Source organism: Bradyrhizobium sp. LTSP849, assembly GCF_000938255.1.
Lineage (GTDB): Bacteria > Pseudomonadota > Alphaproteobacteria > Rhizobiales > Xanthobacteraceae > Bradyrhizobium.
Window position 1 is genome coordinate 362,794 of sequence record NZ_JYMR01000056.1, and the last position, 18,539, is coordinate 381,332.

Genomic DNA, 18,539 nt, shown 5'->3' on the forward strand with positions numbered 1-18,539 from the left:
GGTTATGGTTATGGTTATGGTTGAAATTGATATATTAGTATACGAGGCAATCTGCAGCAAAAGTCAACTGAGCAAGTAGGCTACTGTGCGCTGCAACATAAGGAGGACGCGTCCGTGACCGACTATCGCAAGCTCTTCGATCTCACCGGCAAGACTGCGGTCGTGCTCGGTGCCGCATCGGGTATCGGCAAATCGTCGGCGGAGGCGCTGGCCGGGCTCGGTGCTCGCGTGGTCTGCGCCGATCGTGCGCTCGACGCGGCCGAGGCGACCGCTGCCGGCATTCGCGAGAAGGGGGGCTGGGCCGAAGCCGCTGCGTGCGACGCCGCGAGTGCCGCCGACGTCAATGCGCTGGCGAAAATCGTGATGCAGAAATTTTCGCGGCTCGACATCGCCGTGACAACGCCCGGGCTCAACATCCGCAAGACCATCCTGGATTACACCGATGAGGATCTCGATCGCGTCATCACGCTCAACGTCAAGGGCACCGTGTGGTTCTTCCAGGCGTTCGGCCGCATCATGATCGAGCAGAAGGTTGGCAGCATCATTGCCTGCTCCTCGGTGCGCGCCGTCACTATTGAACCCGGCCTTGCCGTGTATGGCTCGACCAAGGCCGCGATCGGCCTTTTGGTAAAGGGTTTTGCCTCCGAGGTTGGTCGCTCCGGCGTTCGCGTCAACGCGATCGCGCCGAGCATCGCCGAGACCGCGCTGACCGGTCCGTTCAAGCAGCGCCCCGACATCTACAATCTCTACGCCGGCCACACCGTGTTCAACCGCTGGAGCAGCGCCGATGAGGTCGCGACCGCCGTCGCCTATCTCGCCTCGGATGCCGCGAGCTATGTCAGCGGAAGCACGCTGTTCGTCGACGGTGGCTGGACCGCCGTCGATGGTCCGCCGACCGGTCTCACGCAGTTGAACAAGTAGAGCCAGCCGCATCTAGCTGGCGAAGCCCACGCGCCGGCGTAGCTCCCTCTGATCCGCGCCGGCCAGCAATGTGACCAATGCGGCAGCCTCTTTCGGATGTGCAGCCCGCATGGTGACGCCGGTTGTGTACATGGTCACGAGCTCGCATCCCGGCGGCAGCGATCCCGACAGGGCGATGCCGTCGGTTGCGATGATCTCGGTTGCTTGCGTGCACCCGATCGGCCTTTGCGCGGGAGACGCCGCGAGATCCCGCATCGCGGTCGCGCCGTCCGGAAAGATCTTGAGACGCGAAGTCACTTCATAGGCAATGCCGAGCTGATCCAGGACTTTTGCAACGTGCCTGCCGGCCGTCGAGGCCGTGATGTCGGGAACGAAGATCGCATCTGCGGCTCGCAGCACTTCGCGCAGATCGGCCTCGGTTTTGACCGTCACCCTCGGGTCGCGACTGCGAACCGCCAGCGCGGTTTCGACCCGGCCGACATCGGCGATCGAGGGGAGGATGACGAGCTTCTCCTCGGCGAGCTTTGCGACCAGCGCCTGCGTCAGGATCACGAGATCGGCCGGCGCCCCCGCGCGCAACTTGTCCGCCATTGCGCCGACCGCGCTGAACTCGCCATCGATCGCAAACCCGGTCTGGGCCCGAAAGGCCTCGGCGAGACCGCGAACGAGGCCTTGGGCCGCGCCTCCGCTGAGGATGTTCATCGTGTCCACGATGCGGTCTCCCTGATGTCGTTCTTGTTGGCCGGCACTGTAGCGGCAGGACGCGCGGGCTGTCGACGCCTCACATCGTCGATCCGGGCGGGAACATCGGGCCGCTTTCGGTACGGTTGCGCGGCTTTTCGCGGCCGCGGCAGGAGCCGGCGGCGCGCGCGGCCTGAGCAAATCGCATGGGTATTGCCGGATAAATGCGCTCGGCTGGCCGGTACTTTGGTGTTACGAATTTGGCCATGAACCAGCACGCCAAGATCGAGATCCGCCACTCCACCTGTCCGCATGATTGCCCCTCGGCCTGCGCCCTCGATATCGAGGTGCTCGAAGGCCGCAGCATCAGCCGCGTCCGAGGTTCGAAAAAGCAGACCTATACGGCCGGCGTGGTCTGCGCCAAGGTCGCCCGTTATGCCGAGCGCATCCATCACCCGGAGCGGCTGATGTATCCGATGCGCCGCACCGGGCCGAAGGGCTCCGGCCAGTTCGCGCGCATCTCGTGGGACGAGGCGCTGGACGAGATCGGGCATCGCTTCAACCAGGCCGAGCGTGAGTTCGGCGCGGAATCGATCTGGCCCTATTACTACGCCGGCACGATGGGGCTGGTGATGCGTGATGGCCTCAACCGTCTCACGCATGTGAAGAAATATTCGCGCTTCTATTCGACGATCTGCGCCAACATCGCGCGCGTCGGTTATGCCATCGGCACCGGCAAGATCGCTGGCGTCGATCCACGCGAGATGGCGCTCTCCGACCTGGTCGTGATCTGGGGCACCAACCCCGTCAACACCCAAGTCAACGTGATGACGCACGCCGCCCGTGCCCGCAAGGAGCGCGGCGCCAAGATCGCGGCGGTCGACGTCTACGACAACGAGACCATGAAGCAGGCTGACATCAAGATTCTCCTGCGGCCCGGCACTGACGGCGCGTTCGCCTGCGGCGTCATGCATGTGCTGTTTCGCGACGGCTATGCCGACCGCGCCTATATGGACAAATACACGGACTGCCCGGCCGAGCTCGAGGCGCATCTGAAGACGCGCACGCCGGAATGGGCGTCTGCGATCTGTGGCGTGCCGGTGTCCGAGATCGAGGCCTTTGCCAAGGTCGTCGGTGAAACCAAGCGGACCTTCTTCCGCCTCGGCTACGGCTTCACCCGCTCCCGCAACGGTGCGACGCAGATGCATGCGGCGCTGTGCATTCCCGCCGTGACCGGTGCCTGGCAGTATGAAGGTGGCGGCGCCTTCTTCAACAATTACGCGCTGTGGCACTTCAACGAATCCATCATCGAAGGCCACGACGCGATCGACAAGACCACCCGCGCGCTCGACCAGTCGCAGATCGGTCGCATCCTCACCGGCGATGCGGAAGCGTTGCACGGCAAGGGGCCGATCAAGGCGATGCTGATTCAGAACACCAACCCGATGACGGTGGCGCCGGAGCAGGCGCTGGTGCGCGAGGGTTTTGCGCGCGAGGATCTGTTCGTGGCGGTGCACGAGCAGTTCATGACTGAGACGGCGCAGATGGCCGACATCGTGCTGCCTGCGACGATGTTCATGGAGCACGACGATCTCTATTACGGCGGCGGCCACCAGCACATCTCGGTCGGCCCCAAGCTGATCGACCCGCCCGGTGAATGCCGCTCCAATCATCAGGTCTTGCAGGCGCTGGCGCCGCGCCTTGGCGCCAAGCATCCGGGCTTCGAGATGACGCCGCGCGAATTGGTCGACGCGACGCTGAAGCTGAGCGGCCACGGCGACATCGCTGGCCTCGAGGCCGATCTTTGGCGTGACCTGCAACCGGATTTTCGCACGGCGCATTATCTCGACGGCTTTGCCCACGCCGACAAGAAATTCCATTTCAAGGCCGATTGGGCGAATCCGCCGTTCGGCTTGATGATGGGCGAGTTCGACAAGATGCCGTCGCTGCCGGACCATTGGGCCGTGATCGAGCACGCCGACCAGGCCCATCCGTTCCGGCTTGCCACCAGCCCCTCGCGCAGCTTCCTCAATACCTCGTTCAACGAGACGCCGTCCTCGCAAGCGCGCGAAGGCAAAGCGAGTGTGATGATTCATCCGATGGACGCGGCTGCGCTCGACATCGCCGACGGTGACGCCGTGACGCTTGGCAATACGCGCGGCGAGACCACGCTGATCGCGGTATTCTTCGAGGGCGTGCGGCGCGGGGTGCTGATCGCGGAGTCCGTTCATCCGAACAAGAATCATATCGGTGGCCGCGGCATCAATATGCTGACCGGAGGCGAAGCCGTCGCGCCGATCGGCGGGGCCGCGTTCCACGACAACAAGGTCTGGATCAGGAAAGCCGCCGCTGCGGCTTAAGGTGTGCACTCTGTGACGCCGTAGCCCGCGAACTCCTTCGCGATGTTCGGATCCATTGATTTCGCCAGCGCGATGTCTGTCGTGCCGTCGGCGCCGCTCTTGCGGGTGGCGACGCCGCGGCCGAACAGCGACGATGACGAACGCGGATTACGCTGGATCGCATCGGTGTAGTCCTTGATCGCCTCCGCGGTCCGGCCGAGCTTGAGATTGACAAGTCCGCGGCTGTCGAGCGCGTCGCTCAATCCGGGATCGATCTGAAGTGCTAGATTGCAGTCGGCGAGCGCACCTTGCAGATCGCCCGTTGCGGCCCGCGTCCAGCAGCGGTTGTTCAGCGCTTCTCCATCCTTCGGATCGAGCCGGATCACCGCGTCGAAATCCTGCATCGCCAGCGCATAGGCGCGCTTGATCGCGTAGACCTGGCCGCGCTTGTAGCGCGAGACGGTGTCTGCGGCGTTGGCCGCGAGCTTGCGGGTGAGATCGGCGATCACGAGGTCCCTGGCGAGATCGTCCGCGCTTGGCGCGGCGTCGGGCTGCGGCACCTCGCAGACCGGCTTCTGCGTCCCGGATTTCGGCGACGTCTGATCGCCCGCCTTGTTGTCCGGCGGCCGGGTCATAATGCCGGCGAACGAGAACTCCGTCGTCAACGACGACGACAGCCAGGGGACCTGCTCGCGGTTGGTCGCGCCGATCACGCCGTTCTTGGTGTTGGTCAGCGCCTGCTCCGCGCTCACATTGGGCGCGCGCATCTCCCGCAACAGCTCGGTGACGAACAGGCTGTGATCGGTCTGGCCGCTCGCCACCACTGCGCCGAGCGCGGCGGAATAGAGCACCAGCGAATTGCTCGGCGTGATCGTCGGCGCAAGGCCTGCCGAATAGCGGCGAAAGCGCCGCTCGAACGGATTGCGGCGGGAGGCATCGATCAGCGCGATCTTGATCGCCGCGCCGCGTGTATTCATTTCAGCGAGAATGGCATCCAGACTGAAGCCGTCGCGCGAGACGTCCGGCTCGGTCCAGATCTGCGCATCGACCGGGAGGAGGTAGGTCTGACGGTTGGACTGGATGCCAAAACCGTCGAAGAACATCAGGGCTACCGAGCCCGGCGCGATGCGGGCATAGAACCGATCCAGCGTTTGCCGCATGGCATCGCCAGCGAGGTTGATCTGCTGGTCGACGACGAAGCCGTCGCGCGTCAGTTCCTTGGCGACGTCCTGCGCGTCGCTGGCGGCGTCGTTGAGCACGAATTCATTGTCGGGATATTTTGCGTTGCCGATCACCAGCGCGATCTTCGCCGCATCAGCTGCGCGGCTTGCGACGCCGCCGCTCAGGATGATCAAGCCTGCCAGCAACAATGCGATGGCTGCGCGCATGAAATGGCTCATCGGTAATAAAAATCTCCGTCAGGATAGCGACCGTTACCCATAATTCAATCGCGACGCGAAGTTGCGCCCACACGCTATGGTGACATAGCGAGACAATTTGCCCTTGCGCCCGCCGTCCGACCTGCCGCAAATGGCTGCAAACGAAGCAGGGAAGCGGGCGTGCCATGACCGACACCACAAACGTCATCACCGAGAAGCGTGGGCAGACGTTCTGGATCACCATCAACCGGCCGGAGAAGCGTAACGCGCTGAACGGCGACGTGATCGCCGGCATCACAAAGGGCTATCGCGAGGCGCATGACGACAAGGACGTCCGCGTCATCGTGCTGACCGGCGCGGGCGACAAGGCGTTCTGCGCCGGAGCCGATCTGCAGAATTCCGGCGCGGCTTTCGCGATGGACCATTCCAAACCAAATGTCGACTATGCCGATCTGTTACGTTTGTCACAGAACGCCACGAAACCGGCGATTGCGCGGGTCGGCGGCGTCTGCATGGCCGGCGGCATGGGTCTGCTGTGCATGACCGACATGGCGGTTGCCGCAGATCACGTCATCTTCGGTCTGCCGGAGGTGAAGGTCGGCGTGTTTCCGATGCAGGTGCTGAGTCTGTTGCAGACCATCGCGCCGCCGCGACTCGTCAACGAATGGGCGCTCACAGGCGAGCCGTTCGATGCGAAGGCGGCGCAAGGTGCGGGGCTTCTGAATTACGTCGTGCCCACCGCCGAGCTCGACGCCAAGGTCGATTGGCTGATCAGCCGCATCGTCGACAAATCGCCGACCGCAATCCGGCGCGGCAAGTATGCGATGCGCGCCATTGCGTCGATGTCGTTCGACGAGAGCATCGCATACACCGAAAGCCAGATCGCGCTGCTTGCGATGACCGAGGACGCCAAGGAAGGGCTGAAGGCATTCAGCGAGAAGCGCAAGCCCTCCTGGACGGGGAAATAGCTCTCTTACCGCGCAGGTACTCCGTTCGAGGCTTGGAGCGCCCCACCAAATAAATCAATGACTTATGCCGCGGGCCGCGCCGTCATTCCGACGAGCGAGTGGCGGCTAGACCGGCAAGAGCTGCTTTTGCCCGCTCCTCACGGCGCTTCTTGGAGCCTGCGATCAGCTGCTTACGCGTGCGCTTTGCATAGGTAGGCATTTGGCGGCTCGATCGATGGCGGGCAGCGGCCCGCAATTCGGCATCCGTGAGATCGCTGTCCGCACCTTCGGTAAAACCACCGTGGCGGAATGAGGTAAAGGAGAGTTCGCTGCGTAGGCCAGCTGCTGCGACGATCTTCTTTACGACACTTCGAAGATATCGCAGATCTTTGCGCTCTGTAGGCCATGGAAGCGGGGCAGGTGACCTACGATGCTCATGGTCGCGCCGAAAGACCAATCCCCAAACCGTCTTTGCCTTGATGGCGTCAAGCTCCGCCATCAATTCGGGGAAGAGAGGCTCGCCCATTTCGTCGAATAGGGGCCACCAAGCTTCCTCGCCATTCTTCGGATGCACAATTCTTACGCTGTTTGGCCGCTCAGTTGGCCGATAGTGCGAGATTTCGAAGGCGCCGAACACATGCTCTTCGCGTTGCAACCACTCCCACGTCAGTAACGCCGCAGTTGCGACCGAGCGATACCCGAGTTTCTTCGCTGCCGCTCTGAACGCGACGAGTTCGTCCCAAGTCGCCGTAGGTGTCTGCCGGGCAGGCTGGCCAGGCGCATGGGTCTTGAGCCCCATCCGCGAAAATGGATTGATCGCCGGCACTATTGTTTCTTGGGCGCGCTGCCCAACAAACCAGGCGCGCCTGCAAGAGGCCATAGCCGCATTTGCAAAGCGACGACGCTCGCGCTTGATGACATTCCCACATGCGTCCCTGTGTTCCACGACGAGCAGTTTCGCGTAGATTGCGTCGACGAAGCCTTTCGTAAAATCAGAGAGTTGCTTTGAGCCCACGCGGCTACCATCCTTCAGCATTTGGTTGGCAAAGAGTGCCAGGCCCTGCCTGTATAAGCGCTGCGTGTTGCGCTCGATCTCGCTCCATTTTTGGTGGGTTTCGAAGACACTGGCCAGCCAGTCGAACGTGCCGGGCACAGGAGAAGGCGGAACCATGTCGGTCAAACCTCCCGAACGCCAACTATCGAAGGCGGGTAACAAGATATTCTCGGCTCGCTCGACGGCGGCCGCGTACTCTTCCCCTAGCGCTTCAGCCTTGACATGGCAGCCCTGCTTGCGGGCCCAACTCGGCGGATCAAAGAAGTATGCCCATCGACCGTTCTTTGATGGCTTTCGCCTGCAGTAGCGTGGAAGTTTTGATTGGGGCAACGTCATACGAGAGATATCAGATCTTCCGATCTATCTGGATCCATTGTTCTCACCGGTGCCGCGAAGTTATCGATAGCGGCCTTCGACCAAATTGGCTGTCGCGCACGCCCAATTCCGCGATAGCCAACGGGTGGTGGTGCCTCGCCGCGACCAACGGCGCGTGCCAGTTCACCTGTATCGCGACAATCGAGGTAGGCAGCAGCCATGTCGGCGCGCATGAGCGCAGGCCATGTGCCGATAGGTGGATAACGGGCAGGAAGGGCAGGGCGAGGTGCCATGAGCGTTAGTCAGTGGTCAAAATGTACAGTCCAAGCCATCAAGGCCTGAGATCTTTTTGAGAGGCTCCAGGCTCAGAGGGGACTGATCTATCTGGTTCAGTTTGCACTGGAGCTCTCGTCCCTTACCCGAATGCTTCCAGCCTTCATGTCACCGACCCCATCGACATTGAAAGCAAGACAGCGCCATGGAGAAAAGGGGAGCAAAGAATTCGTGGAAGAATCGGCTGGTGTGGCGTGCAAATAGGACGGGCGATGTAGCCTAACAGGGGCAATTGCCGTCGCTCGCGTGCATAGTCGGCACTGACGGGTTCAACAAAACAATCTCAGGCGCAAGGTCGCGCAGATGACAGATACGCGTCCCGTCCGTCTTGAGGTGCCAGTAACGGCTGAGCCGTACCTGTGCCGCCGCGGGCACTGTCACTTGGGACGCGTGGCCTTGCGGATCGCTAGCTGAGCTACCAAAACGGCCGCACTTGCCGGACCAAACTCACCGCGCGCTTAACGCCAGTATAAGCGACAGGCTTAGCGAAATGCGAAGGTCGATATCGCGATCGGAGCGCAATTGGCCAAATGCTCAGCGGACTGATCGGTAAAGGGCGAAGCGCTTCGGTTCCGACATATCTATCAGTGGTGAATCAATGTGACGAATATCAGCTGTTGGCGCTCGAGCGCCGATCTTCGCCCACTGACTGAGAGTCAGCTGCTTCTTATGGATTGTCAGCGCTCAATCCGACAAATCTGTTGCTCAACTTGCATTGAAGGCCGCAGCGGTCTTCTCTTTATCGGAATGATAGGCATCGCACGTACCTTAGGGGTAGATGGACACCGTGTGGCGCCTCGACTGGAGTTCTTCGACGTTTGCAAGGGTGCGATCGGGGTATCATCGGTGCCGTTGAGACGCGCGTTTGATCTGCCTTGCGCGTGCGGCATTTGCCGCAGCGGGCTCTCGTGAACCGAGCCGCGCTGCGTCTCGGCCGGACGGCTTCGATCCCTCGCGCACCAAACTGAGTCTCTCGCCGGAGGCACTCGGTCCCGGGTTCCGTCGCGCTCCGCGCCGGCGCTATGCTAACCCTCCTGCGGGTGCCTTGTTAACCGGTCTCAAGACTGCAGTCGGTCCCGCGTCCCGCCAAGGGCGGCGCTATGCTGACGCTCCTGCGGCTGCCTCCTTTACCCCGCCGTCGCGCACCTTCGCTTGCTCGGCCTGCATAGTGGCTGCGTTGCAGCTAGTGGTGTGCGCACAGTGCTTTCCTAGCTTGCCATCAAGACCCGAACAGATTTGGCTCGTACCCGCCGCGGAGCAACAGAGCGAGAGGAGCGAGCTGTTTCTCGCTGTCGAATTGGAAGCTGCGAGAAAGGCTCGCCGCGCCAGTCGCGGACGGACGTGATGTCCAGATATATCCGCTTGGGCGCGCCGGCGAGGGCCGGCGAGCCTCCGCGACGAAATCACCGACAAGATCATCGCCGAAGTAGAGGCCTGCCGTGTGCCATGACTTGAGGTGCTGCGTGAGGACAATCGGACGGTTGTCCACGCGGCAAGCCGAGCCGGAAAAGCGGCGGATTACATAGTCGGCTTTCTGTCAGGTCTCGCTGCCGACATGGCAGGTGAGAGTGCGGAGTGCGAGGCGGCTTGAAGTATCTCTTCGCTGCTCGGAGGAAGAGTGAGAGGGGTGGGCGGATGTCCGCGACGGGTTGGAAGCCGAGAGAGAGGCTCTCGGTCACCCGGCGTGGAGAATCGAAATGAAGGAAGCTGTCCAAGAAATCACTTTGCCCCCATCCCACGACCTTGCGTTCAATAAAGTGGCGCCGGAGCGCTATGCGGTTGAAGATATCAGCCAGCGTGAGGCTGCGCGATGACACGCGACGCTTCCGAACTGGCGCACCGCCTCGCGCGCGAGGCCGAGGCGGTGTGCCGCCGCTATCTGTCGAACGGTCGGCGTCAAGGCCGCTATTGGTTGGTTGGCAATGCTAGTAATACACCGGGACGTTCGATGTTCGTCCGATTGCAGGACACGCCCAGGGGTCCGGCTGGGAAGTGGACTGACGCTGCAACGGGCGAGCATGGTGACTTGCTTGACGTCATTCGCGAATGCTGTGGGCTCCTCGACTTCCGCGACGTGGCGAATGAGGCCCGCCGCTTTCTCAGTTTGCCTCGCTCCAATGCCGAGCCGTCGTCGAACGTCGCACACAGCAGAGCGCCAGTCGGTTCGGCCGAGGCGGCCCGGCGGCTCTTCGCCATCTCGCAGCCAGTCGCAGGAACTCTCGCGGAGGTCTATTTGCGCAATCGGGGCATTTTTGCGTCACACGACGATGGTGCACTGCGCTTCCACCCGCGCTGCTACTACCGACCCGATGAGGGTGCGCCCACCGAGATCTGGCCGGCATTGATCGCATGTGTCACAGGTCTGGATGGTCGGATCACCGGCGCGCATCGCACCTGGCTCGACCCCGATGGCTTCGACATTGTGCGCCTAGGTAAGGCGCCGATCGATACACCGCGACGGTCCATGGGTTACCTTCTCGGTAACGCGGTTCGATTCGGGACGGCCGACGACGTGCTGGTGGCTGGAGAGGGCATCGAGACCATACTGTCGCTTCGTTGCGTAGCTCCCACGCTGCCAATGGTTGCCGCGCTGTCCGCAAACCATGTAGCTGCTCTGCAGCTTCCGCTGCAGCTGCGCCGACTCTATATCGCGCAAGATCGTGATGCGGCTGGCGACTTCGCGGTAGCTGCCTTGACCAAACGCGCCTTAGACACCGGTATCGAGGCGATACCACTATCGCCCCGACTTGGGGACTTCAACGAAGAACTGCTCACCTTTGGTATCGATAAGCTTCGAGGGAGCTTGCGTGAACAACTCGCTCCGCAGGACGTCGTGCGGTTCATGTCGTTGACGGCTGCCGAGACCGGTTGAACGTGGGTCGCTTAGAGGCCGTCGCGATCGGTTGTTGGGGGGCGTGGCCGCCGGACAGAGCGCGCCCCAGGCCTTCTAAAAGGCGATCGGACGGCAGGCGGGTGCGGCCCTGCAATGGCAGAGGTTGCGGCTATTTTCCGCCGGCGCGCCTCGCGCCTTTGCATCGCGAAACAAAATAGCCGCATCCCTGCCATCCTCCGCTGTCGCTTCGGCCCTTCGCTTTCGCTTCGGGTTCTGGTCCTTTCCGCCTGCCGTCAAGTAATCGCCACGAAGGCCGCGATGGGCGCGGCCGATCCAGCAAAAGGGCCTCACCCATGATAACCGACCACGACGACGCGGATTTCAAACCGCCGCACGTTCCGTCTCCGACCGATCATGTCCTCAACGAGCTTCAGCTCTATGGCCATCGACCATTGCAGGATGAACCCGATCCACGGCCGCTTCCAGAAGGCAAGGCGATCGCCGGTGCTGTCGTCGACATCTTCGATGCGCTAGTCTCGACACTGGATGACACGCGTCTCGAACCAGATCTTGACGACTTGCTCTGGTCGGCCGTCAATCTCTTCCACCGTGCGGTGGATCGTATCGAACGCGAGCTCGACGTAAATGAGCAGGCGCAGCAGAAGAGCCAGCGCTGGCAAGACGGCTCGGAGGTGCGATCCGTCGAGCTAGAACGGCTCACCGCCGAGGGCGTCACGCTCGTCGAGCGCCGCAACGCCATGGAACTCTTTCGCGACCAGGCTGCTGAATGCTTCGAAGTCCATACTGGTTCGCTGTGGCGGCCGCGCTCTGGATCAGTCATCAACCGCGGTACGCTCACCGCCGCGATGATCGACAGTCGCGATTTCCTCGCTGCCAAGCGTCGGGCCGAAACCGAGGTGATGGTGCCGGCCGGACCGAAGATCGCGCTCACCGGCGGGCTCGACTTCAACGACGTTTCGCTCGTCTGGGACCGGCTCGATAAGGTTCGGGCAAAGCATCCCGACATGGTTCTGCTCCACGGCGGCTCCCCGAAAGGGGCTGAATTGATCGCCGCAAAGTGGGCCAGCAATCGTAGGGTACTGCAGGTCACCTTCAAACCGGACTGGACGAAGCATGCGAAGGCTGCACCATTCAAGCGCAACGATACCATGCTGGCAGTCATGCCAATCGGAGTCATGCACTTCCCGGGCACCGGCATTCAAGACAACCTCGCCGACAAGGCGAGGAAACTCGGCATTCCGGTTTGGAAATTTGGCAAGGACGGCGCGTGAGCGCCGTCCTACTCAACTCTAGCCCAAAGTGTGCTCGCGCGAACAACGCGAGATCTCACAAATCCCTCATCGAAGCGCAGTTGATAGGAGATTATTTTTGTCTCCCGCTTTCATTGCGTTTGGACCCATAGATCGAAATCCGCGGTGGAACATCATGTTAAGCTGGGACCACCACCTTGCTGGCTCTTTGATTTGTCGAAGTTGGGGCTCAGCCTATTTTTGGGCCGATTGTTGCCCTCGCGATATATCCCGCCCATTCGTGTCGCGGTCGGTATCGGCTGCATGAGGTGTCTCCCTTGACGCATAGGCGGGCCTTTCTTTGCTAGTGCCAGATCGAGGGCCGCTCGGATCGAAACGTCGAACTGATAGAAAATATCTTCGCAAGGCGTGCGTTCTGAATCTGGTCTGATGTAGCGTCGGTCACTCTCCGCTTTGGCCGAACGCGTCTGCGTATAATTGTACAATCTTCATAGAGATTGGTTCGAGCTTCGTCGAAGTTGATGCCGTCGGCCTGCCCAGTGCCGTTGAAGAAGATGACAATATTCTACGGCATTGCAAATCGTCCCCCAAAGAGTGCGCCAATTAGTTATATCACAGATTGTGCAGATCGAAATGTGACGTTGGTTACTCTTGGGGGCTGGAATGGTTGCGCCGCTATTTGCCGTCGACAAGGTTGACGCCGATCCTGTCTGCGAGAATGACGAGGCTCGCGTACACGACATCGATCGACAAGAGGTCTTGCGGAGCACCGCCGGCAGAGAGATTCGCTGTAGCGACGCGATCGCCGAAAAGCACGATCGCCAACGTGCGGTCGTCCTGGCGCGACACCCAGCAAAGTCCTTTGGCGTGTGGGCAAGCAGTGTGAATGGCTTCGGCCCAAACTCGGGTGTTCGGATATTCATCCTTTTCAGTATCGATCAACTGACCGCGTTGAATTCCAAGCTTCCTGAGCGCGGTCACGCTGAGATCGACGAGCTTGAGATCGCGTTTCGGCGTCACCTGCGAATAGACGTGACCAGCCAGCTTTTGCTTGTCGAACGTTTTTAGACCCGCGACAAACGGCACATCATGAAAGACGGTCTCCATGGCGGCGCAATCGAAAGTCGTGCCGCCATAAAGGGTAGGGATATTCGAGCCGTCTGAAGCTTTGATCGGACTGAACCGGGCGTTGCCACGTGGGCCTGGATTGAACTGGCTGCTGCCATAGATGTTCGGGTGGATACGATGAATGACCTGGCCTTTCGGCCAGGTCGTCATGTTCACCAGATTGGCGAGATCGCTGGGCGAAGTCGGTACGACCGACGGCGGGGCTGATGAAGGCGGGGCCGACGATGGCTTGGCTGCCTTCGGTCGGGCAGTTGAGCGGCGTGCCCCGGACTTCTTCTCAGCCATGGAGCACGCCGGCTACCTCGTCCTCGGCCGCTGCAACGACGCGATCAGGCTTGCTAATCAGCAAGTCCTGCGGCCGCTTACCACCAAGGAAGCTGTTGGCCGACGCAAACCAATAGGCGAGGCCCCAATCGTCCTTCTTTCCGCGGAAGACCTCTAGCACTCGTGCTAGATCCTTCGCCGGCCGATAATCCGTCGATGGACCGAATGCGTAGCCCGGAAAATAGTCTACTCCGTGATGACGCAGGGCGAAGATCTGCCCATCCTTCTTCCATTTGTTCGGTTGAGCGCTGGGATTGCTCGCACTAAACCCAGCCATCTCCGCGACCTCCGCTGCCGTCATCCATTCTCCTGTCTCCAACACGCCCTTGCGGGCTTCGGCCGTCATCCGGGCCTCAATCAGTTTGTGCTGGGGTAGGGGGACGTCGGGCACTATGGCCTCGATGATCGACTGGTACTTCGCCTCGTGACGACGCTCAATGATGCCAGGGATCAGCGCGGCTAGGCCGACAACTGCATCTAAGAGCACGTGAGCATGCGCCTTGTTGCCATGCAACAGTGTCAAAGCAACAACTTGATCCACCGGCAGGTGGGCAAGTTTTTTTCGGACTTCGTCGGGGGTTCCGGTAACGGTTCCAACGCCCGAGCGCTCAAGAGCTTTTTCTGCGGTCATGGCTTCATTCCGATTATTTAGGTTATCGATATAGTACAATAATCAAAATAATCAAGAGCCTTCCAAAACCATTGGCAGGGAGCTCGTTCAGAACGGCTCAAGGCGCCGACGCTGGTTCTCTCTCCGTTTTTTGGGTTGGCAATCGACCAACTCACAAGCCGGGCAATTGGGCAATGCAGATACCGCACGACGTCACGGCCCTATGGGCATTCGTAACTGAGCTTGATCACGACAGTCGCATGGCCCTATTCGCCCATTGTGTCGCGCTGACCGTCAACGCGGTCAAGCTGCCGTGGGAGTGGAGACCACGCGCTTTGGCAACAGGCGACCGGCTGGCAGAAGCCGTTTCCCTCGACATGACCGGCTACTGGCGGCCAACCGTGCGCAGCTATTTTGGTCGCGTCACCAAGTCGTAAATTCTGGAGGCAGTCTGCGAAGCCGTGAGCGGCGAGGCTGCCGAGCGAATGGCGGATATGAAGAAGGTCGATATGGCGGAAGCGGCCGAACAGTTGCTGGCTGCAACTGGCTGCCTTCCCTACTGAGGTCGGCAAAGCCGCAGGAGCGCATCGACACCCAAGGTGGTGATGCTTATTCGGAGGTTGCCGAGTGAGTTCTTGGTCAGGCCCCCGACCAACTAACAAAAATTTCGGCCGCGCGCCTCGGCGCGCGGCCGATTCAATTGATGCAAAGGCAGAGACTTACAGACGCAAGCCCACACCTGGACGACGGAATACGGGACCTTCCGATCTGTGCCGATCGCAGCGAACCGCTAACATGGAATTGTCGTCTAGCTCGCCTCATCAACGACGATGTGACTTTGGCCGGTCCTTGATCAACGAATGACTGCCTCGTTCGGATGGTCTTTCGGCGGCAGTTCCTTCCAGTGGCACTCCGATGCGCCACGACAGAATGCGAAATTGGTCGCTCATCGCTCCCTCTTGCGCGTCTTTATCGCCGTTGATGCGCCGATGTCAGCATGTGTTCGACCGATCAAGCCACATCCTTGTGCTACTTGAATGCCGTAGCCATGGTTGTCTCCGTCAGTTCGTTCACGGGCAGTGTCCAACGCAACCTCGAATGGGCTGATCAGGCCCGAGGGACGGCAGGAGCCTCGATCGCCTTCCCGCAACGGCTACGCCTGCTTTTTTCCCCTGCCGCAAAGGGGCGGCATTCCTCGCGGAAACAAAAAAGCAGGCTGACGCCGTCCTCCGCTGCGCTGCGGGCCTGACGGCTGCGGGCCGATCGCTCCCCGGACCAAGGATCGCCATCGAGGCTGCGATGGGCGCGGCCCGAGCAACAAACGGAGACTTACCATGGCTACCATCGGCACCTTCACCGCTTCGGACAACGGCTACATCGGCTTCATCAAGACGCTGACGCTGAACATCAAGGCCAGGTTCGTCGCATCTGAGAAGGACAACGACAAGGCGCCCGACTTTCGCATCTTCGCCGGTACCACCGAATTCGGTGCCGCCTGGAAGAAGACCGCCCGCGAGACCGAACGCGAATACCTCTCGGTCAAGCTCGACGATCCGAGCTTCCCGGCGCCGATCTACGCCTCGCTGGTGAAAGTCGAGGGCGACGAGGGCTTCACCCTCATCTGGTCCCGCCGCAACGGCGACTGATCCCATCCGGATCATCCGCCCCGCCTCTCAGGAGGCGGGGCTTTTTGCGTTTCTGCTGCCGCCTTGCAGGGAAGGAGGAAGAGCATTGATTTTTGGGAGTGAATCGCTAAGGGCTCCGCCCTCGCGCCGGCAAGGGTGAAGCACGCTGCGCGTGCCGGCCGGAGCGGTGTCCCCGGTCTTCCGCGCCATGGATCTTCATGACGACCAAAGCCGTCAGGGCGCATGCAGACGCGCGCTTATCAAGCGCGCCCTTATCAGGCGGGTGATCCCCCTCCGCTCCGGCCGCCCTTGCCCTTGCTACCCCGGTCTCGCCGACGGGCAGGGTTGCAGCGCAGCGCTGCGCTTTAACCAGCCCCAAAGGAGAATGATCGATGACGATGATAACCCTGACCCAGAACGAGCAGCCTGTTTCCGGCGGTTTCCGCGTGAACGTATCGCGCGGCGAACGTGTTGGCCGCGTGTCGTCGGAATGGTTTTCCCGACCCGCTGACGGGCGCTATCTCAGCCTGACCGATCTTTACGACGCGGTGCGCCGCCGCGCTGAGCGCGCGCAGACCCGTACCGTGGAGAGCCGTGCCGTAAGGGTAGAGGCAAGCCGAGACAGCGCCGAGCGGCTGGCCTTGATCGTACCGGGACGTGATGAACCCGTCGCGCCGACGCATTGGAGCTTTGGGCAATTGTGCACCCTTGTCGGCGCGCCATCATCCTATATGCGGCAGCTTCCTGCGCCATTGGCCGGGATCAATCTGCAACACGGTTTGCTGTCACACCGCGCCGAACTGGTGAAAACACTGGAGGCCGATGACGGTCGCGTGGAGCTTCGCGCCGTGACCGGGCCGGATTATGGCCGCATCTGGGATCACGAACTTGTCGCGGCCGTGAGGAAGATCGCGGGCAATGGCACTGGTGACACAAGGTGGAAGGTACCGGGCGTGCTCGACTGGAACACGATGACGCACAACCCATTCGTGGACATCACCAACGACACCACGACACTTTACGCCAGCGACCGCGACGTGTTCCTGTTCTTGGTGGATGACACGCACCCCATCGAGGCGGGACGGTTGCCGGATGGATCGCCGGATTTGTATTTTCGGGGGTTCTATTGCTGGAACAGCGAAGTGGGATCGAAAACGCTGGGCATTGCCTCGTTTTATCTCCGTGCCGTCTGCATGAACCGCAATCTTTGGGGCGTCGAGAATTTCGAGGAAATCACTATCCGGCATTCAAAATTCGCCGCGCAGCGTTTTGCTCACGAGGCGACGCCGGCGCTGACGCGCTTCGCCGATTCGTCGCCCGCGCCGTTCATCGCCGGTATCAAGGCCGCGCGTGAGCGGATCGTTGCCCGCAGCGACGATGACCGCGATAGCTTCCTGCGCAAGCGCGGGTTCTCCAAGTCCGAGACGGTGAAAATCATCGAGACAGTGCTGCACGAGGAAGGTCGCCCGCCGGAAAGCGTGTTTGACTTCGTGCAGGGCATCACCGCGCTTGCCCGCGGCAAGTCGCATCAGGACGCGCGTCTTGAGTTAGAGGGTAGGGCGAAACGATTGTTAGAACGGGCCAACTGACTGGCGGAAGCAGCACAGCCGGAAGTCCGGCTGTGCTGCTTCCTTTCGAAATCGTAGCTTTGCGATTTTCCGCCGATCCGGCTTCCGGATCGGCGGCGGACGCGTATCCGCGTCCGCGGCTCGCCGGGCCTGTGGCCCGGCTCGCGAAGATCAGGACCGAACCTTGGACACTTTCTCCTCGAGCAGATCTGCAGGCCGCACCTCCAAGGCCTGGGCAGTTTGCCAGATCGTGAGCAGGGTCGCGTTTTGCAGCCCTCGCTCCATACTGCTTATGAAGGCCCTGTCGACGCCCATGCGTTCCGCAACCGCCTCTTGGCTCAAGCCAAGGGCCAGCCGGAATCGACGCGCGTTTCCTCCAAAGGCCTTGCGAATATCCATTCGCAGGATAGGAGGCAATCGCGTATTTTGGCGCTACGTGTTATAATACGCGGACGTGCCATCCCGCTCATGGTTGCGGAATTACGTATCTGTGCGGGCGGCTAGCAGTACGTAGTCGATTTGGGCTAAAATTTGGCAATCGGTCTCAAGAAATTAGAATAGCTCGCGCCTATAGAGAATCATGCAAAAACCACCGCTTGATCCAGACGTTGCCGATGTGGCTCCGACAAATCCGGCCCTGACGACATACGACGAGGAGCACATCATCACCTATCTGCGGCTGCTTGATGCCGACGCAGAGGGCGCGGATTGGCGCGAGGTGGCGCGGCTTGTTCTCCATATTGATCCGGAACTTGAACCCGCTCGTGCAAGAAATGCGTTCGATAGCCATCTGACCCGCGCGAAATGGATGACGGAGAAGGGATATCGACATTTGCTACGGGGGGGCGCGTCCAACTCAGAATGATCATCTCCATTCTTGTGGCTCGTTGAAAAAAGCTCCTTTCAGTATCGGGGGTCCTTCTGATTGCATCACGTGATGCATTATCGGGAGCTTCCACAACCATAGCTTATCAGAAATATCGCGTTGCAATTTCTTGCAGTAAAAAGTGAGGACGCGAATGTCTGGATTTGATTGGAGGTCGGCGAACGGCTACGACCGCGCTCAAGATGCGGAGATGACCGGATTGGCTTGGGAATGTCTGCGTCGCAATCCGAACTATCAACGGGACCACCACGAAGTTTCGCGGGCCGCCGCCGTGAGCGCCGATTTCCGTCAGAAATGGGGGCTGTGTTTTCGCAGCTAACCCCGA

At 60.9% G+C, this 18,539-nt stretch carries 15 protein-coding genes and 1 pseudogene; 10 read left to right on the plus strand and 6 right to left on the minus strand.

The annotated features are described in order from the left end of the window. Window positions 1-114: 114 nt before the first annotated feature. Window positions 115-921, plus strand: coding sequence for an SDR family NAD(P)-dependent oxidoreductase (locus UB31_RS38905; RefSeq protein WP_045001351.1), 807 nt, complete (start codon window positions 115-117; stop codon window positions 919-921). Window positions 922-933: 12 nt separating this feature from the next. On the opposite strand, the gene UB31_RS38910 is transcribed toward UB31_RS38905, so the two are convergent. Next, entirely contained in the window at window positions 934-1,632 is a 699-nt protein-coding gene (locus tag UB31_RS38910) for a molybdate ABC transporter substrate-binding protein (RefSeq protein ID WP_045014599.1), read from the minus strand. 236 nt (window positions 1,633-1,868) lie between these two features. On the opposite strand from UB31_RS38910, the gene UB31_RS38915 reads away from it, so the two are divergent. Further along, window positions 1,869-3,962, plus strand: coding sequence for a molybdopterin-dependent oxidoreductase (locus UB31_RS38915; protein WP_045014600.1), 2,094 nt, complete (start codon window positions 1,869-1,871; stop codon window positions 3,960-3,962). Here UB31_RS38915 and UB31_RS38920 read toward each other — a convergent pair. After that, on the minus strand, window positions 3,959-5,329 hold the full coding sequence (locus tag UB31_RS38920; RefSeq protein ID WP_045014750.1) for a caspase family protein: 1,371 nt from the start codon (window positions 5,327-5,329) through the stop codon (window positions 3,959-3,961). The genes UB31_RS38915 and UB31_RS38920 overlap by 4 nt on opposite strands. 176 nt (window positions 5,330-5,505) lie before the next feature. On the opposite strand from UB31_RS38920, the gene UB31_RS38925 reads away from it, so the two are divergent. Continuing rightward, a complete protein-coding gene (locus UB31_RS38925) occupies window positions 5,506-6,288 on the plus strand; it encodes an enoyl-CoA hydratase/isomerase family protein (RefSeq protein ID WP_045014601.1) in 783 nt (260 codons plus the stop codon). An 82-nt stretch (window positions 6,289-6,370) separates the two neighbouring features. Here UB31_RS38925 and UB31_RS38930 read toward each other — a convergent pair whose 3' ends face one another. Then, the gene (locus UB31_RS38930; RefSeq protein ID WP_156175754.1) at window positions 6,371-7,657 is read right to left on the minus strand and encodes a site-specific integrase; all 1,287 of its coding nucleotides are present in this window, start codon (window positions 7,655-7,657) and stop codon (window positions 6,371-6,373) included. A 2,122-nt stretch (window positions 7,658-9,779) separates the two neighbouring features. Between UB31_RS38930 and UB31_RS38935 the strand changes: the two genes are divergently transcribed. Both UB31_RS38935 and UB31_RS38940 read left to right on the plus strand, forming a co-directional pair. Next, window positions 9,780-10,841: a DUF7146 domain-containing protein gene (locus UB31_RS38935; protein WP_045014602.1), complete on the plus strand. Its 1,062-nt coding sequence runs from the start codon at window positions 9,780-9,782 to the stop codon at window positions 10,839-10,841. A gap of 317 nt (window positions 10,842-11,158) precedes the next feature. Further along, window positions 11,159-12,094 carry a DUF2493 domain-containing protein gene (locus UB31_RS38940; protein ID WP_045001546.1) on the plus strand — a complete coding sequence of 312 codons (936 nt, stop codon included), beginning with the start codon at window positions 11,159-11,161 and terminating at the stop codon, window positions 12,092-12,094. A 654-nt stretch (window positions 12,095-12,748) separates the two neighbouring features. Here UB31_RS38940 and UB31_RS38945 read toward each other — a convergent pair. Together UB31_RS38945 and UB31_RS38950 are read right to left on the minus strand one after the other, a co-directional pair. Continuing rightward, on the minus strand, window positions 12,749-13,486 hold the full coding sequence (locus UB31_RS38945; protein ID WP_045014603.1) for an RES family NAD+ phosphorylase: 738 nt from the start codon (window positions 13,484-13,486) through the stop codon (window positions 12,749-12,751). Next, window positions 13,479-14,156 (minus strand): hypothetical protein, encoded by a 678-nt coding sequence (locus UB31_RS38950; protein WP_045014604.1) that lies wholly within the window; start codon window positions 14,154-14,156, stop codon window positions 13,479-13,481. Before UB31_RS38950 ends, UB31_RS38945 begins: the two co-directional genes overlap by 8 nt. A gap of 167 nt (window positions 14,157-14,323) precedes the next feature. On the opposite strand from UB31_RS38950, the pseudogene UB31_RS41060 reads away from it, so the two are divergent. The 3 genes and pseudogenes from UB31_RS41060 to UB31_RS38965 form a co-directional block, all read left to right on the plus strand. Next, window positions 14,324-14,692: pseudogene (locus UB31_RS41060) on the plus strand (chromosome partitioning protein ParB); the annotation flags it as partial. A 777-nt stretch (window positions 14,693-15,469) separates the two neighbouring features. Further along, window positions 15,470-15,781, plus strand: a complete 312-nt coding sequence (locus tag UB31_RS38960; RefSeq protein ID WP_045001361.1) for a DUF736 domain-containing protein — start codon at window positions 15,470-15,472, stop codon at window positions 15,779-15,781. A gap of 377 nt (window positions 15,782-16,158) precedes the next feature. Then, on the plus strand, window positions 16,159-17,349 hold the full coding sequence (locus tag UB31_RS38965) for a DUF932 domain-containing protein (protein WP_197090922.1): 1,191 nt from the start codon (window positions 16,159-16,161) through the stop codon (window positions 17,347-17,349). A gap of 150 nt (window positions 17,350-17,499) precedes the next feature. Here the strand turns inward: UB31_RS38965 and UB31_RS38970 are convergent, their stop codons facing one another. Next, window positions 17,500-17,727, minus strand: a complete 228-nt coding sequence (locus UB31_RS38970) for a helix-turn-helix domain-containing protein (RefSeq protein ID WP_045014607.1) — start codon at window positions 17,725-17,727, stop codon at window positions 17,500-17,502. Window positions 17,728-17,908: 181 nt separating this feature from the next. On the opposite strand from UB31_RS38970, the gene UB31_RS41065 reads away from it, so the two are divergent. Together UB31_RS41065 and UB31_RS42755 are read left to right on the plus strand one after the other, a co-directional pair. Continuing rightward, window positions 17,909-18,193 (plus strand): DNA -binding domain-containing protein, encoded by a 285-nt coding sequence (locus tag UB31_RS41065; RefSeq protein WP_082078798.1) that lies wholly within the window; start codon window positions 17,909-17,911, stop codon window positions 18,191-18,193. Between the two features lie 211 nt (window positions 18,194-18,404). Next, window positions 18,405-18,533 (plus strand): transcriptional regulator domain-containing protein, encoded by a 129-nt coding sequence (locus UB31_RS42755; RefSeq protein WP_245306155.1) that lies wholly within the window; start codon window positions 18,405-18,407, stop codon window positions 18,531-18,533. Window positions 18,534-18,539: the final 6 nt, after the last annotated feature.

What these genes read in the sequence shown, in the direction of transcription:
- UB31_RS38915 (WP_045014600.1), top strand. Translation starts at nt 1,869, where the DNA reads ATGAACCAGCACGCCAAGATCGAGATCCGCCACTCCACCTGTCCGCAT.
- UB31_RS38920 (WP_045014750.1), bottom strand. Translation starts at nt 5,329, where the DNA reads ATGCGCGCAGCCATCGCATTGTTGCTGGCAGGCTTGATCATCCTGAGC.
- UB31_RS38925 (WP_045014601.1), top strand. Translation starts at nt 5,506, where the DNA reads ATGACCGACACCACAAACGTCATCACCGAGAAGCGTGGGCAGACGTTC.
- UB31_RS38930 (WP_156175754.1), bottom strand. Translation starts at nt 7,657, where the DNA reads ATGACGTTGCCCCAATCAAAACTTCCACGCTACTGCAGGCGAAAGCCA.
- UB31_RS38935 (WP_045014602.1), top strand. Translation starts at nt 9,780, where the DNA reads ATGACACGCGACGCTTCCGAACTGGCGCACCGCCTCGCGCGCGAGGCC.
- UB31_RS38945 (WP_045014603.1), bottom strand. Translation starts at nt 13,486, where the DNA reads ATGGCTGAGAAGAAGTCCGGGGCACGCCGCTCAACTGCCCGACCGAAG.
- UB31_RS38950 (WP_045014604.1), bottom strand. Translation starts at nt 14,156, where the DNA reads ATGACCGCAGAAAAAGCTCTTGAGCGCTCGGGCGTTGGAACCGTTACC.
- UB31_RS38960 (WP_045001361.1), top strand. Translation starts at nt 15,470, where the DNA reads ATGGCTACCATCGGCACCTTCACCGCTTCGGACAACGGCTACATCGGC.
- UB31_RS38965 (WP_197090922.1), top strand. Translation starts at nt 16,159, where the DNA reads ATGATAACCCTGACCCAGAACGAGCAGCCTGTTTCCGGCGGTTTCCGC.
- UB31_RS38970 (WP_045014607.1), bottom strand. Translation starts at nt 17,727, where the DNA reads ATGGATATTCGCAAGGCCTTTGGAGGAAACGCGCGTCGATTCCGGCTG.
- UB31_RS41065 (WP_082078798.1), top strand. Translation starts at nt 17,909, where the DNA reads ATGCAAAAACCACCGCTTGATCCAGACGTTGCCGATGTGGCTCCGACA.
- UB31_RS42755 (WP_245306155.1), top strand. Translation starts at nt 18,405, where the DNA reads ATGACCGGATTGGCTTGGGAATGTCTGCGTCGCAATCCGAACTATCAA.